The sequence below is a fragment of the Myxococcales bacterium genome, from assembly GCA_016716835.1.
Classification (GTDB): Bacteria; Myxococcota_A; Polyangia; order Haliangiales; family Haliangiaceae; genus JADJUW01.
Window position 1 is genome coordinate 1325528 of sequence record JADJUW010000001.1, and the last position, 14159, is coordinate 1339686.

Below are 14159 nucleotides of genomic sequence, written 5' to 3' on the forward strand. Positions count from 1 at the left end.
GCCAATTTGCGTTATGCTTAGCCATGGCCGCCGGTGATCTCGTCGTCAACGAACGCATCACCATTCCGGCGAGCGAGCTCGAGATTCGCGCCGCGCGCTCGGGTGGGCCAGGTGGTCAGCACGTCAACAAAACGTCGAGCAAGGTGATCGTGCGCTGGAGCCTGCGCTACTCGGAGGCGGTCACCACGGTCGATCGCTATTGGCTGCGCGACAAGCTCGGCTCCAAGCTCACGGTGGAGGGCGACCTGCTGGTTGCCTGCGAAGAGCACCGCGACCAGTCGCGCAATAAAGCCGATGCCTTGGCCAAGCTCGCCGCCATGCTGCGCACGGCCCTGGTACGCCCCAAGCCGCGCAAGGCGACCAAGCCGACCCGCGGCTCCAATGAGCGAAGGCTCACCGCAAAGAAATCCCGCGCCGACATCAAAAGCGGCCGCCAGGGCCGCGGCAACGACGACTAGCGGGGCGGCGCATTGCCCCTTCTCCCCTGGTTGACAGCCTGGGTTGACAGCCTGATTTCGTCACGCTATATGTGATTTATGAAAACGATTATCATTTTCTTGGCGGCGCTAGGCCTTAGCCTCGCCGCCTCCGCGCAGGCCGACCGCCGCGCGTTTACCCGGACCTATGAGTACGTTACCCAGGCCGAGGACGCGCTCGAGCTTGAGTACTATCTGACGCAGCAGCAAACCGACATCCAACAGGCCAGCACGCGCTCGATTGAGCAGCAAGTCGAAATCGAATACGGCCTTACCAATCGCTGGGATATTTCGATCTATCAAGTGTACTCGCAGCCCAGTGGCGGGGCGCTGTCGTATTCGGCGACTAAGTTGCGCACGCGGTATCGCTTTAGCGAGCGCGGCATCAACCCGGTCGATGTCCTCGCGTACTTTGAATTGATTCGCCCGTACGCGGGGTCGTCGTGGAAGCTTGAGCCCAAGCTTGTCTTGGCCAAAGACGTTGGCAAGGTGACGTTGGCGGTCAATCTTATCCCCGAGTTTGTCTTTACGCAGGCCAGCGGGCCCGATGGTGGCACCACCGAAACTGAGTTTGAGCCCGGCTGGGCGCTCGGCGTGACCTACGAAGCGTCGCCAAAATGGAAGCTCGGCGGCGAGACCTGGGGCGCGATGGAAGAACCCTTCGACAGCGAGGCGCGCACGACCGAACTGTACGCTGGGCCGGCGGTGAGCTTTGCGCCCTGAGCGAAATTTGGATCGCGGCCACCGCGGGCTTTGGCCTTAACGATGAGGCCAAGGACTTTTCAGCGCGCACCATTATTGCGATTGGCTTGTAAACGGAGATAGCGGGCATGAAATGGCACGTATCAAGCAGTTTGCTCGCAGCCCTCGCCATGATGGCGCTCTGGGGTGGGTGCGCCAAATCCGTGTTGCCCACGCCGACGCTGGCGTGGGCGCAGCAGGCCGACGTGCCGCTCGCCGAGCTGCAGGCCGGGCGCGAGGCGTATATAGCCAAGTGCAGCTCATGTCACTTGGCGATCGCGCCTGCGGATTTTACAGCGAGCGAGTGGCCGGTTCATGTCGATGACATGGCCGAACGCTCCAAGTTGTCGGCGACGCAGCGCGAGCACATCGTGCGCTACGTTACCGCGTACGCCAAGCCGGAGCCCTAACGGTCTTAGTCGCTGCCGCGCGTTGCGGCGCTTGCACTGAGATCAATGGTGAGACGCGTCGCCTCGCCGATGGTGCCGCGGCGAGTTTCGCGTACCACCTGCCCCTCGCGCGTGGTCGCGACGATTTCAAAGGTGTAATCGCCCGCGGGCAGGCTGGTCTTAAAGGTTGTTTCGCGCTTGGCCGTGCCTTCAGCAAAGGTTTGCGATGACCACGCCATGAGGTCGGTGCCGCGCATGATATCGACGCGGACGTCGCGCCACGCTAACGCGCGATCGCCAAAGGCGAGCACGAGCTCGACCTGTTGTGCGGCCTGCTGGCGACACAGCGTCTGCGCCAGCCAGGTCAGAGCGACGACCATGCCGAGCGTGGCGATGACGCGGCGCCGCGTCGACATCGGCGGTCGCGCCGGCCACGGCCGCGAGGCCCTCGTGCTTGCGGGATCGGCCGACACTGCGGCCCTATAACATATTGGAACCCCGGGCGATTTTATAATTCGTCGGTTTTCTTTTGCCGCGCTTTCTGGCACTCACTAAGGCGGTCGGTTTATCGCCGAACCGGGGCTGTGACGGAATGGTAGACGTAGAGGACTTAAAATCCTCGGGTTAATAGCCGTGCGGGTTCGAGTCCCGCCAGCCCCACTGCGATTTCGTTACATAGGTCCAACTTCGCGTAGCGGTAATGTCGCAGTGGGGCTGCGGCACGCTTTGCGCGCCGGCGGTGCGTGGCACCGCGCGGGACTCGAGCGCGCAGCGCGAGGCGAGTCCTTCGCCAGCCCCACTGCGATTTCGTTACATAGGTCCAACTTCGCGTAGCGGTAATGTCGCAGTGGGGCTGCGGCACGCTTTGCGCGCCGGCGGTGCGTGGCACCGCGCGGGACTCGAGCGCGCAGCGCGAGGCGAGTCCTTCGCCAGCCCCACTGCGATTTCGTTACATAGGTCCAACTTCGCGTGGCGGTAATGTCGCAGTGGGGCGGTCATCATCCCCTAAAGTGATGCCACCCAAAACTGGAAACGGATAGGATGGCATCATGAAGCGGAGTCGATTTAGCGAAGTGCAATTCGCGGATATTCTGAAAGAGGCGGCTGGCGGCGTGCCCGTGGCGGACGTGCTGCGGCAGCACAATATCTCGACCGCAACGTATTACGCGTGGCGTGCGAATACGGCGGCTTGGAAACCTCCGAACTTAAGCGCCTCAGGGGATACGAAATTATAGGCGGAAATCGGGGAGGGTGGCAGGCGCCATTTCCGCCTGAAATGTCCTATCCGCCTGAACATTCGCTAAATCATACGTTCTCCTCATCGTTGGTGGCCACCAAACTGGATCAAACCCAACGCATGGCCAGAGATCGGTTAGCCTACGGTTCGCGACAACCAGAGATCTCATTTTGCCAATAAAAGACACATTGGGCGGCTACACAGTCTGACTGGGAAAAACAGTGAGCGCAGTTACCGACCTTGCACTCGCCGGGACAGCTTTCGCGAAAACATGCACCATCTTGATAGGCGCAGTTTAGGGTGCAGCTTGTTGTTGGGGGCGTCTGAGGTTGCCATGTCCCGCCGTCGTCGAGGCACGCTTCGCAGGTAGCATTGGGGGCCAACTCCTCAGCGGTTGGGCTCCGATCGCAACTGAAATGTCCTAAGGTCAACGCAACAAGGAGGGCGAGATGCTTCATGCCGCCATACATAAATTGGTCCAACCACTCTTGCAATTAAAATCGTGTCGCGCAAAGGACACCCGTGACCTGCCGCACGTCAGGACGTTATGCGCGAGTCCCATCAGCTCAGGGCCCGCGCGAGCTACAATTGTTCATACCGCGACGGAGGTCGAAGTCTATATTGGCAGGTCTCTCCCTAATCCAATGTTAGGAGTATCCAGAGGGGCTCTGAGCACTCGCTTATCTATTTGCGGGTCGAGAACGCGTTTGTTGCACAGGCACCCAAAGCCCTGGCTTCGAGCTGGCCGCATCGGGTAGCGCCATTCGCGGCATGGGGCAGTTAGCCTGCGGCATATCTATCAGTGATCTGAAGGCTTCAAATCCCCCGTGTTCCGGCGCGTTGAAACCCTCCTGCCCTGCTCGGCACCTGCCACCAGCCACCATTTCCGCCTGAAATTTCCTATCCACCTAGAGCCGCGCTGTTTCCTGTTCGGCCATAATCGTCCTGCAATCATTGGCAAAACATGGCACCCAACCGCGATTGAAGAGCATGGCACTAGCCGCTAATAGAGCGGCATCTCTTTCAAGAACAGCTCGTGCGGCTCAAACCGCGCGCCGGCTTGCCCCATGCATCGCCGGTAGTTGAGCAGGCGCTCGGGTAGATGCGCGGGTTGGCCAATTTGGTCAAACACGCCCGAGACAAAGGCGTTGGTCACGAAAATGCCGTGCTCGCTCGGGCTGGGGAATTGGTAATAGCAAATATTAGCTCGTGGAATGGCAGCTTTAAGTTTGTTGACACAAACCGCGACGTATTCCGCCACGCGGCGCGACGCCGGCTGACAATCGGGTACGTCTTGCCAACGGCATGTGCCGCTAATGCGATTAGACATCAAGCTGCGTTCGACGTAGCTATTGATGAGGCTGCCACGGCCGGTGAACATGTCTGTTCCCGTCCCGCTCGCGTATCCACAAAGGCATTGAAAGGCCTCGGTGAGCGCACGACGCAACGCAATGACCGGATCCAAATGACAGCCACGGCCGCCCGCGTGATACTGCGTAAAGTCATTTCGCGACGTGAGGTGCGCTTCCAGCACGGCAATCCCGAGGTCGCTGGTGAGGTTGCGCACGACCAGGTCGTACCCCGAAGCTCTGAGCACCTCGATCAGTTTCAGCGAGTCGGCGTCGGTTACCGTGGTTAGATCGAGCGATGGGCACGCTATGCTGGTCGCCAGCGCGGAAAACCACGCGTCGTGCTCAACGACCTCCATCAGGCCTTCGAGTACCGCGTCTTCTAAGCTGCACCCGGCGGCAATCCCCGATGATCCTCGCTTGGGCAAGGCGAGGCGGCCGCCGGCAACTTGAAAATCCGTGGTCAGGTAGATGTTGGCAGCCGGCAACAAAATGGCGCGGTTGCTGACCAAGTCGCGCCCCCACACCCAATCAATGGGCGCTAGGCTGTTAAAGCGTTCTTGATGATGGCCGTCGAAGTGCGGCAACAACCCTTCCGCGAAAAACTCCATGTCGATGGCGTGGGCTTTTACGTCTTGGTACGAGGCGCGAATCACCTTGGTGCCGCCGTTGTAAAAGCAATACAGGTCTTCGAACCACTCGTAGGCGGCCGAGCACCAAGCGTGCTGACGCGTTAAGCCCTTGCCGATGGCGCGGCTGCTGGCCTGACGACGCAACACGCGCGCATCGGCGGCAAAGCGCGGTTGACCGTCTAGGCGAATAAAATGTAGGTCGCGAAGCAGCGGATGCGAGGCGACCAGGCGGGCTGGTGGGGAATCATGAACATACTTAACATTTACGCCTAACGCAGCAAATGCGGCGTGGGCGCGCTGTTCTGCCTCGGCGAGCCCGACGGTTCTAACGCCGCCTCCGACCTCGATGCCGGCGTGGTCACTAAACCCCAACAATGTCGGAGGCGATTTCGCGTCTTGTGCGGAACCCAACCCACCGCGATTCATGCCGAAGCAGGCAGGACAATACGTAGAAGGCGAAAACTTGGTCGAGGTAAGCGGGCCGGAATTTGAGATGCGATGCAGTTCGCTGCTGGTGGATGGCGATGCCCCGGAAAAAAAGCTCTGCAATTGCATTTGCACCACAGATGCTACCGCTGAAATCGTCGCGGCTTCCGCTGTGTGAGGGCTGGCAAGCGACATCAGCGCCATGACGCCAATGCCCTGCTGCGGATCAAAGCGAAAGTCGCTGCTTAAAATGGCGCAACCCAGACAGGGTGTTCGCCACGGCAGGACAAACGGGCCAACCACCACGTCGCTGCGCTTAGGCTGAATAAACAGCACCGGTACGCCAGCGGCCAGACATGCTTGATTCACCATTAGCAGCGCCGCATTGGTTGTATTTTCTAAGCACGCGATGACAAGCGTTCGGCCCGCGACGATGGAGGCGAGCTGTGCGGCGGTGGTTCGAGCTGTCGTGGCAATCGCTGACGCTTGGTTGTCCGTGTAAACGAGTTGAAGTTGATCGTGGGCCTCCACCTCGGCGAGGGCAATGGTGCCGACATCGACAAACGCCGCCGTCGTGCCCTTTGCGGTCAAATAGTCCGCGATGCCGTGTCCAAGCGCGGCATTGCCGATTACCACGACGTTGCCGGCGGCAGGCTCGGCAACTCGATGGGCGGGCGCGTCGCCTGCATTTGCCAGCTCAAACACTGTCCCCACTAACGCGTCGAGCGCTTCGATGAGTTCGTCCGGATCAAACTCTTCGGTAAGGCGACCGACTATCGCCGTGACGGTGCCTCCAAGTTTTACCGCATCAATAATGCTTCGCAAGGAGTCAGCATCTATGGCACCGATGCTCGTAATGCCGCGGCCGTCGTAGACCAGGCACGCACCTTGTTCGTTGGCGACGACATCGATGCCAGAAATCATGCGTAACGTATCGCTTGGTTTAATCATGGTGCTTGGCTCATTTCGGAAGTCCAATGGCTATTTCGCCAACCGTTGGTTCAAGCTCAAGATCTGCCGTTGGCAAGGGCACCCCGACGCCTAGCGGACAACTGCCAAGACCCAGCGCGGTTGCGGTCAATTGCACGGTTTGCATCAAGCAGCCGACTTCTTTGGCGACCAGCGAATAGGCGCCGCCGCGATAGCCTTCGGCGACGCGGGCAAACCGACTGGTAATGACGAGCACAATGGGCGGTGGAGCAGCGGCGCCCATTGCGCCTTGGGCGCGCTTCAGGACCGCATGTACGTCGGCTTCTGGAGACGACGTTTGTTCAAGCACATGCCGTTTCGGGCAATAGTGATAGAGCCCTGTTGGAACCGTCTCAATGGCCGCGTGGGTGACCGCCGCGTACACCTCCAACGAGTGCGCGGCGCCACCAGACGGGTATGGTCGCTGCACCTTAGACACGGCGCCGCTTTGATCGACAATTTCACGCGTATTGCGCATTGCGTAGTAAAACAGCGCGGAAAGCTGTGACAGCGCTATTTCCGTGCCGCGATAGTCGCGGACGCATTGCCTCGACGCAAGCGCGTCTCCCAGCGCCATCGAAAGGCCGTCAATTGGCTGCGGAAGTACTATGGTTGCGCCGCCGATGGGCGGTGCGATCGCGAGCGTGGCCGACGCGTCGTTTAACTTGCGCATGCCGTTGCGACTCGTACTATGAAACAAGGCGTCGTGGAGTTCCCACGGCGATGACGTTGCATCAACCGAGCGAAGAATTTGCATTTCATACAAGTGGTCGACGACTTCGAGAACTTCGTCTGGGCTCATCCCTTCCATGTCGAGGCCAGCTCGCGGTCGCGCGACGGCAAAGGCATGCAAAATTTCACAAATACTTGGATCGTCAACGGCGAGCACGTCACCATTTAATAGGCACGATATGACCAGCCGTTCGCCCGACCAACGCACGACCGTATTGGGATTTAGTTGTAGCTTGTCGGGCACCTCGGCGACGCTAACACCTGCCGGTGCGGGCCTCAATATAGAAACGGTCTGCCATGCATGAAGCGCCGGGCCGTAACTGTTACCCACACCGCGGCGATGTATGGGGTCGCATCAAATTGGCGCGTGCTACGAGATCGCGGTCTGTATGTGTCATCTCCTTGACGAGCGACAACATCAGTTCCACACACAGTAACATGTCGACCAATCTGTGTAGCCACAACGCCACGTTTCGCAAAAGGCCGTATTGCAGCTGTTACACATGTGACCTGCGCCACCAGTATCTTCAGCGCCTCGGACCTGTGACAGCTTTTCAATTTTCAAGCGGGACAGCGACAGCTTTTTTCGTTTCTCGTTTTTCATGATTGGCTGGTTGGTACGACTAGTCGATAAAGCCAGTCAAGAATAAATGATTGGACCAATTAAAAATTTTAAAAATGCAAAAACCTCACCAGAGATAATGAATCGCAAATAATAATATAATTACGGATATTTAAACAACACAAAAGACAGATGAGTCACCTGAAAACCTGGCCAATTATCATACAAATTGGACCGTCCAAAATGTATTACTTAATATATATTGGCTTAATTGCAGGCCAGATCGTTCGAGTCGCGCCAACAAACTTGGGCCCCGGTGCCTTCGCCTTCCGACCACGAAGTCAGGCACAGCGGTGCCTTCACAGCCTGGGCTCAGTCGGGTGACGAACGCGCCATGCAAATTCAGCCAAACTGCGTGGTAACCGTGCATTACACCCTCACCGAAGGCACCGCGGATGGCGGCGTGGTCGAGGCAACCAAGGGCGACGCGCCGCTCGGGTTTATCTTAGGCAACGGGTCGATGATCCCAACGTTTGAAACCAATCTTGCCGGCCTTAAGACGGGCGACAGGTTTGCCTTTGCTGTCGCCGCGGCGGAGGCCTATGGCGAGTACGATGAAGGCGCCATCTTTGAGGCAGAAAAACCATGTCTACCGATCCAAATGGCAAAGTACCTGATGCCTTGTTGACGGTTGGCAATGTGCTGCCGCTGCGCGATCCACAGGGCAACATGGTGCGCGCCATGGTTAATTCAATTGGCGAAACCGTGGTCACGCTCGACCTAAATCACCCTATGGCAGGTATGAATTTGTTCTTCACCGGTAACGTCGAGAGCGTGAGGACGGCTGGCCCAAATGAACCGGTGCACGGGCACATTCATGGGCCCGGTGGGCATCATATAAAGTCTGAAGTCCGGACCCTCTGAAGTCCGGACCCTGATTGAGCGAATTTAGACAAATATAGTAACTAGAAGAAAGAATCTGCGTTTGGCGTTCGTAGAACGGGTGCGACCATTGACCAAGCTCCCACCGTTAAACGCCGTGGATAGGCTGCTTCCAAGTCAAGGCGTGTATGCCGGACGTCGTTGGGCGCGCACCAAGCTTGTATGATGACGCGCCAGGGAGCGGCAGTTTCGGTGATCGCGCTAACAAGTTGTCGCACCAAAGACCAAAGTTAAAGCCAGGCCCGCTACCGCAAGCCCTCGCTTGCCGCTATGGTCGGCGCCGTGGCGCAAGCGCAACCCGATCGTAAAAAAGTAGCAGACGGCGTTGAAAAGCATCTGCTTTCGCTGATCTTCGGCGGCAAATATCCAACCGGCAGCAAGCTGCCAACCGAGCGAGACCTTTCAGAATCCCTGGGGGTGCATCGCTCAAGCGTGCGCGAGGGCATCAAGCGGCTCGAGGCACTCGGCATTGTTTCCATTCGCCAGGGCGACGGCACCAGGGTTTGCGACTTTGTTACCAACGGCCGCGTGGATGTCATTCCAATTCTGCTGGCGCACGCCATGCCAAATCGGACCGACCTGCTGCGCGACATGGTTGAATTCCGGCTGCTGACGGGACGCGAGATCGTACGGCTAGCGGCCATGCGAGCCACAGACGAACAGGTAGCAAAGATGCGCGAAATCGCCGAGCTTGCCACGACGTCTACCGGCATTGCCTTGCACAACTACGACTTTGATCTGCGTGGCGCCATCGCCCAGGGTGCTGACAACACAATTTTCGTCTTGCTCGTCAACACCATTCGCGACATCACCAAATCATTTGCGACCGTGCTGCAACTATTTGTCGCCGACCACGTGAGCATCTACGAGTATCATCGAGAGCTCATCGATGCCATCGCCGCGCACGACGTTGCCAAGGCCGTTGCCATCGAAGATCGATTCCTGCGGCACGGCGCCGAGATGGTGGCCAAGATGATGACCAGACCCGGCGCGCCGATACGCCTCTTGCCGCCGGCGTAATCCGAAGCCTCTTGTTTGCCCACATTGGCTTACGCTCCAAGCCCTGCGTCGGATTTCTAACTGCGCCGCGCGGCATGCCTGTTAGCTAAAAGCCAAAGAAAAGCGAGCCGTTGAATTGCGCCGCGGTGAAGTCGTCGGCGTTGAGCGCGGTCATGTGGGAGGTCTCGAGATAGAGCCCAACGCGCCCCCCGAGCTTGACGCCGCCGGTCGCGCCGACCATGTGCGAGGTGCCCGACGACTCGCCGCCATAAAAGCGGCCAATGTATTTGGGCGCGGCATAGATCGCAAACCACGGTGCGACGTCGTAGCTGGCGTAGACCGTGCCATGGGTTTCAAAGATCGTCGATTCTGAGGTCTCATCGCCGGTGCCGCTTTCGAGCGACAGATAGCCAAGCCCAACGCCCGCCGCGACCGCCAAGCCGCCAGCATCGATGAACTGATACTTGCCGTCGATGACGCCGGTGCCGGGCAGCGTCGCCTTGAGGCCGAGGTCGATGTTTTCGGTAATGCCGCGGCGAAGTGTTAGCTCGGAATAGGCCGAGGCGATGCGATCGACTTCCGTATCGGCCACTTCTTCAACGGCTTCATTTAGGTCTGGGCTCTCATAGTAGCCGCCGCCAACGGTTGCCTCCCACTGGCCTGGCTTTAACGTGCGCGCGGTCTGCAGCGTCGACATGTTGACGCACGCCGTGAGCATGCCTGCCGTGGTGATGGTTGCGAGAGTGAGGGAGTGTTGGTGCTTCATGTTGTTTCCTTAGGTGTGGGACGGTGTTCACTAACCAAAGCAAGATGCGCGCCAGTACGTCACGGAAGTACACGCCCGCACTCATCCTCGCGCGCGCAGGCGCCGAAGCCGCGCGGTGTATTGTTCAAGCGCGCTTCGCTGCGTGTTGCAGGAACATCAGTTCACAGGTGCGTGGCCCAGTGTGATGCGTCTGCACAACAACATGTCGGCGGCGTGCGCACGCGCCAGCGCGCGCATCAATGTGCTTCGCGAGCAAGCCTGCAAGCTCAGGGCGAAACTTCGTGACCAGCCCACTGCGATACCAAAATCGCAGGTTGGCAATTCGAGATCGGTGACGAGGCGAAAACTCAATTCAGATTAACGAAGCTCGACGCGCACGCCGGCGTGCGCCTGCACCCAATAGCCCGCCGACCAGTGCCACTGGCCATCGCGCCACACCCACGTGCCGCGGACCCACGCGGCGCCGGCCGATGGTGGCGCGGTGACGACTTCGACGCGCGCCGCGGGTGGCGCGGGCGCCGTGACCTGGCCCGCGACGTCGAGCACCGCGCTTACCGTCTTGGCGACCGAGAGCTTCCACGTGCCGGGGCGCCATTCCCAGCGCCACGCCGCCTCGTTGAACGCCCAACTGCCGCCATGCCACTCCGACTGTGCCGATGGCGCGGGCGGCACGAGCTCTTCAATGTTAGCGGGTCGCCCTGGCCTGTCGCGGGCACCGCTGCGGCGCACATAAGCCTCGGCGCTCGCGCGGAAATCAATTCGCGCGCTGGCTACCCCACGCGCATACGCCTCAAGCTCGGCCGTTCGCTGGGCACGCAGGCGTTCGCGTTCGGCTAGCTGCCGTGCACGCAAACTCTCGCGCTCGGCCCGTTGCCGCGCGCGCAGGCCCGTGTCGGCCCCGGCGGCGATGATCCAGCTCATGGAGCCGATCCGCCAATCGCGCACTGCGAGATCGCGCCCCCGCTCCCACTCCAAACGTAGCTGCACTGGATCGGGCTTGATCGATGCGCCAACATTTATTTCGATCCCTGCCGCTGGCACCACCCGGCGCGGCGGTGGCGCGACTACAACGCGCGGCGGCGTCACCACAACTTTCGGCGGCGCAATTACAACCGGCGGCGCGATCACCACGCGCGGCGGCGGTGCGACCACAACGCGCGGCCGCGTCCTCGCGCCCTGCGCCTCGAGCGAGGCGACCAGCTCACCGCGAAACGTATTGGCCTTCGCGCCAGGGTTGGGCGCGCTATCGATCGTCGCGGCGATCGCAAACGCACCCCAGATGCCGCTGCGCGCGCCGACATCATTTGTGTTCACTTCAAACGTGCAGGCGTGCATCGGCGTCGGCGCCACCGGGAAGGCAACGTTGTGCGTCGTTGCGCCGGTGATGTGCGGCGGCAACGCCGTGGGCCTTGGTGGCAAGCCAGGCTGCAGCGAGATAACGGCGTCCACGCTGACTCGCCCGGAGATCGGCCCTGCCTGCACGCGGACCTCGCCATCGGCCTTCGCCTCCGCCGCCTCTTTTTGCGCCTTGGCAAAGGCTTCATCCCATTTGGCTTGTTCGTGCGCCAAGGCCTGCGCGTAGAACTCTTCCCACGGCTGCCCCACCCTGCCGGGCATCGTCTGACCATCGCAGGTGGCGACGTAGTCGACGACCATCGCGCGCGGCACATTGATGGTTGCGCTTAGCTCACGCCGAATCGTTGCCCCGGACGGCACGGCGATCGCCGCCGATGGCTGATGGCCGACGACGCCGATTTGCCCCTCCGCTGTGCTGACCTTGGCCAGCGTGCCGCGATAGCGCGCGCCACATCCTGCCGAACCAAAGCAACCAATAACGACCGCGACCAAACCAATGACGCTGTACTGCATGCTCGCTAGAGATAGCAAGGCATGTGCCACGCAGCGCGCTGGCACAGCAGCGCACATGCTTGGCCCCAAATTCGCATTGTAGCTAGCCATGCCCTACCAGCCATCACGGATGTTCGGGCGGTTACCCGCGAAAAGGAAATGTATGGACCGCTTCTGTCGCCTCCGCTTCACACTCCCCCTGTTGCTATGTTTCACAGCGCTGGCCGCGTGCGGTAAGCCCAAATACAAGGGCGCCTACAAGCGCTACGAGAAGGCCTCGGTTGCCTGCTGCAACGGCCTGACCGACGAGGCGGCGCGCGCGCAATGCCTAGCCGAGCTGCCGCGGGTTGAACCCGCCTATGCCGAGACCGAGTCAGTCGACCGCGAGGCCCGGTGCTTCGAAGCCAACTTTCAATGCGACGGCGCCACCGGTCGTCCGACCACGGCCGCGGCGCAAAAAATCCACGATTGCATGACGGGGCACTAACTAGCAGGCTACGGCGCGGACGCAGGCGGCGAATCCGTCAACGGCGCCTGCTTAAGCTCAATCAAGCCGTCGTCGGAAGCCGGCGTCGGTTTTGGCTTGTTCGGTTTGCCCGGTGGCTTTTTCGGCGTGCTAGGAGGCACTGCTACTGGCGTGGCATCTGGGACGGTACTCGGCGCGGCATCGGAAATTGGCGCGAGCGCCGCATCCGGCGCCACGGACGGCGCCACGACGGGCGGTGGTTGAGTTGCCACAGGTGCCACATCAGCCGCAGCTGCCGGCGTTGGCGGCAACGCGGGTCCAACGGCGGCGTCTTGCGGCGCCTCAGGCGATAACGCCATAAACGCGATCGCGGCGACGGCGATCAGCGCCACCGCAACCGCGACCACCAAGGGCAACTTGGATTTTTGGCCCACCCTGCCCTCGCCGCCTCTCGGCTCTACCGCCGTCGCCGGGCGCGCGCCGTGATAACCGCCGGACGGTCCACCGCCGACTCCTGTCATGCCAGTCGACGAATGAAACATGGTGCCATGCTCATCTTCTGGAGCCAGTCCCGCCGCCGCGCGTACCGCCTGCGCCAATTCGACGATCGTCGAATACCGCTGATCGCGGTCTTTTGCGAGCGCCTTGGCGATGACGCCAGCGATGGCCGGTGGCGCGCCCGAGCCGGCAAGCGCGGCCGGCGAGACGGGCGGTGGCGGTGAGGTTAGGTGCTGCGTTAACACGCCCATGTAATTGTCAGATTCAAACGGCACCCGCGAGGTTACCAGCTGGTGCAAGATGCAACCCATCGCGTAGACGTCGACGCGATGATCGATTTGCTCGCCGCGCGCCTGCTCGGGCGCCATGTACTCCGGCGTGCCAAACAGCATGCCGGTGCGCGTAAGTTTTTTCTCGCCCTCGCCGAGCTCGGTCAGCTTGGCGATGCCAAAATCGAGCAGCTTGACCCAATCGTTGCGCCCGTTGCGCTCAACGACATAAATATTTTCGGGTTTGAGATCGCGATGCACAATCCCTTGTTTGTGCGCCGCCGCCAACGCCGAGCAAACTTGCAAAAAGATCGAAAGCGAGCGATCCCACGGCAGATAGGTGCCGTCGACCTTGGCGCGCCCAACCTCATGATGCAGGTCGTGGCCCGACAAGAGCTCCATGGCAAAAAACACGATGCCGTCGGACGTCGCGCCGAAGTCCGAGATGTCGATGACGTTTTCGTGGCGGATTTTCGAAGCGGCGCGCGCCTCTTGCATGAAGCGCTGCACCAGCTCAGGCTTGCGCGCAAACTCGCCGTGGAGCACCTTAAGCGCCACCGCTTTTTCGAGGAGCACGTGTTGGCAGAGGTAGACCGCGCCCATGCCGCCTTCGCCGAGTTTTTTCTCGACGTAATATTTGCCGACCAGCGTTTGCCCGAGCAGCGGATCGTCAACGGCAACGCCCGGCAGGTAGCTGTGCACCGCGGCCTGCGCCGCCGCCGCCGCCGCCGCGCGGCCGCTGCTCGCATCGCCTGAGGCACCGGGCCCAGCCGCGTTGGGCATGCCCAACTGGGTCTTTTTCTCATCGACCGTCACGCATCTAAATGTACCATGACTTGCGGCGTGCGACGCGCCGCG

14 protein-coding genes and 1 tRNA gene are annotated in these 14159 nt (G+C 60.6%); 9 read left to right on the forward strand and 6 right to left on the reverse strand.

Annotation, left to right across the window (positions count from 1 at the left end; translation table 11 throughout):
• Nucleotides 1–23 precede the first annotated feature (23 nt).
• The 3 genes from arfB (at nucleotide 24) to IPL79_05935 (ending at nucleotide 1627) form a co-directional block, all read left to right on the forward strand.
• Entirely contained in the window at nucleotides 24–458 is a 435-nt protein-coding gene (arfB, locus tag IPL79_05925) for an aminoacyl-tRNA hydrolase (protein MBK9070524.1), read from the forward strand.
• 78 nt (nucleotides 459–536) lie between these two features.
• On the forward strand, nucleotides 537–1199 hold the full coding sequence (locus IPL79_05930) for a hypothetical protein (protein ID MBK9070525.1): 663 nt from the start codon (nucleotides 537–539) through the stop codon (nucleotides 1197–1199).
• 107 nt (nucleotides 1200–1306) lie between these two features.
• Nucleotides 1307–1627, forward strand: coding sequence for a hypothetical protein (locus tag IPL79_05935; protein MBK9070526.1), 321 nt, complete (start codon nucleotides 1307–1309; stop codon nucleotides 1625–1627).
• Between the two features lie 5 nt (nucleotides 1628–1632).
• On the opposite strand, the gene IPL79_05940 is transcribed toward IPL79_05935, so the two are convergent.
• On the reverse strand, nucleotides 1633–2079 hold the full coding sequence (locus tag IPL79_05940) for a hypothetical protein (protein ID MBK9070527.1): 447 nt from the start codon (nucleotides 2077–2079) through the stop codon (nucleotides 1633–1635).
• 105 nt (nucleotides 2080–2184) lie between these two features.
• Between IPL79_05940 and IPL79_05945 the strand changes: the two genes are divergently transcribed.
• Nucleotides 2185–2266 (forward strand) — tRNA-Leu (locus IPL79_05945).
• 389 nt (nucleotides 2267–2655) lie between these two features.
• Nucleotides 2656–2841: a transposase gene (locus IPL79_05950; protein MBK9070528.1), complete on the forward strand. Its 186-nt coding sequence runs from the start codon at nucleotides 2656–2658 to the stop codon at nucleotides 2839–2841.
• A 1005-nt stretch (nucleotides 2842–3846) separates the two neighbouring features.
• Here the strand turns inward: IPL79_05950 and IPL79_05955 are convergent.
• Both IPL79_05955 and IPL79_05960 read right to left on the reverse strand, forming a co-directional pair.
• Nucleotides 3847–6201 (reverse strand): YcaO-like family protein, encoded by a 2355-nt coding sequence (locus IPL79_05955; GenBank protein MBK9070529.1) that lies wholly within the window; start codon nucleotides 6199–6201, stop codon nucleotides 3847–3849.
• A gap of 10 nt (nucleotides 6202–6211) precedes the next feature.
• Nucleotides 6212–7195 carry a SagB family peptide dehydrogenase gene (locus IPL79_05960; protein MBK9070530.1) on the reverse strand — a complete coding sequence of 328 codons (984 nt, stop codon included), beginning with the start codon at nucleotides 7193–7195 and terminating at the stop codon, nucleotides 6212–6214.
• A 712-nt stretch (nucleotides 7196–7907) separates the two neighbouring features.
• Here IPL79_05960 and IPL79_05965 point away from each other — a divergent pair.
• The 3 genes from IPL79_05965 (at nucleotide 7908) to IPL79_05975 (ending at nucleotide 9475) form a co-directional block, all read left to right on the forward strand.
• Complete coding sequence (locus IPL79_05965) at nucleotides 7908–8201, forward strand: FKBP-type peptidyl-prolyl cis-trans isomerase (protein ID MBK9070531.1); 294 nt, start codon at nucleotides 7908–7910, stop codon at nucleotides 8199–8201.
• The gene (locus IPL79_05970; protein MBK9070532.1) at nucleotides 8159–8437 is read left to right on the forward strand and encodes a hypothetical protein; all 279 of its coding nucleotides are present in this window, start codon (nucleotides 8159–8161) and stop codon (nucleotides 8435–8437) included. Before IPL79_05965 ends, IPL79_05970 begins: the two co-directional genes overlap by 43 nt.
• A 300-nt stretch (nucleotides 8438–8737) precedes the next feature.
• Nucleotides 8738–9475: a FadR family transcriptional regulator gene (locus IPL79_05975; protein ID MBK9070533.1), complete on the forward strand. Its 738-nt coding sequence runs from the start codon at nucleotides 8738–8740 to the stop codon at nucleotides 9473–9475.
• Between the two features lie 85 nt (nucleotides 9476–9560).
• Here IPL79_05975 and IPL79_05980 read toward each other — a convergent pair whose 3' ends face one another.
• Entirely contained in the window at nucleotides 9561–10220 is a 660-nt protein-coding gene (locus IPL79_05980) for a hypothetical protein (GenBank protein MBK9070534.1), read from the reverse strand.
• Between the two features lie 357 nt (nucleotides 10221–10577).
• A complete protein-coding gene (locus IPL79_05985; GenBank protein MBK9070535.1) occupies nucleotides 10578–12089 on the reverse strand; it encodes a YXWGXW repeat-containing protein in 1512 nt (503 codons plus the stop codon).
• A 181-nt stretch (nucleotides 12090–12270) separates the two neighbouring features.
• On the opposite strand from IPL79_05985, the gene IPL79_05990 reads away from it, so the two are divergent.
• Nucleotides 12271–12555 (forward strand): hypothetical protein, encoded by a 285-nt coding sequence (locus tag IPL79_05990; GenBank protein MBK9070536.1) that lies wholly within the window; start codon nucleotides 12271–12273, stop codon nucleotides 12553–12555.
• 8 nt (nucleotides 12556–12563) lie between these two features.
• Here IPL79_05990 and IPL79_05995 read toward each other — a convergent pair whose 3' ends face one another.
• Entirely contained in the window at nucleotides 12564–14117 is a 1554-nt protein-coding gene (locus tag IPL79_05995; GenBank protein ID MBK9070537.1) for a serine/threonine protein kinase, read from the reverse strand.
• Nucleotides 14118–14159 lie beyond the last annotated feature (42 nt).

Bases quoted from the DNA above. Each gene is read 5' to 3' on its own strand.
- arfB (MBK9070524.1), top strand. From the start codon at position 24: ATGGCCGCCGGTGATCTCGTCGTCAACGAACGCATCACCATTCCGGCG.
- IPL79_05930 (MBK9070525.1), top strand. From the start codon at position 537: ATGAAAACGATTATCATTTTCTTGGCGGCGCTAGGCCTTAGCCTCGCC.
- IPL79_05935 (MBK9070526.1), top strand. From the start codon at position 1,307: ATGAAATGGCACGTATCAAGCAGTTTGCTCGCAGCCCTCGCCATGATG.
- IPL79_05950 (MBK9070528.1), top strand. From the start codon at position 2,656: ATGAAGCGGAGTCGATTTAGCGAAGTGCAATTCGCGGATATTCTGAAA.
- IPL79_05955 (MBK9070529.1), bottom strand. From the start codon at position 6,201: ATGATTAAACCAAGCGATACGTTACGCATGATTTCTGGCATCGATGTC.
- IPL79_05965 (MBK9070531.1), top strand. From the start codon at position 7,908: ATGCAAATTCAGCCAAACTGCGTGGTAACCGTGCATTACACCCTCACC.
- IPL79_05970 (MBK9070532.1), top strand. From the start codon at position 8,159: ATGTCTACCGATCCAAATGGCAAAGTACCTGATGCCTTGTTGACGGTT.
- IPL79_05980 (MBK9070534.1), bottom strand. From the start codon at position 10,220: ATGAAGCACCAACACTCCCTCACTCTCGCAACCATCACCACGGCAGGC.
- IPL79_05985 (MBK9070535.1), bottom strand. From the start codon at position 12,089: ATGCAGTACAGCGTCATTGGTTTGGTCGCGGTCGTTATTGGTTGCTTT.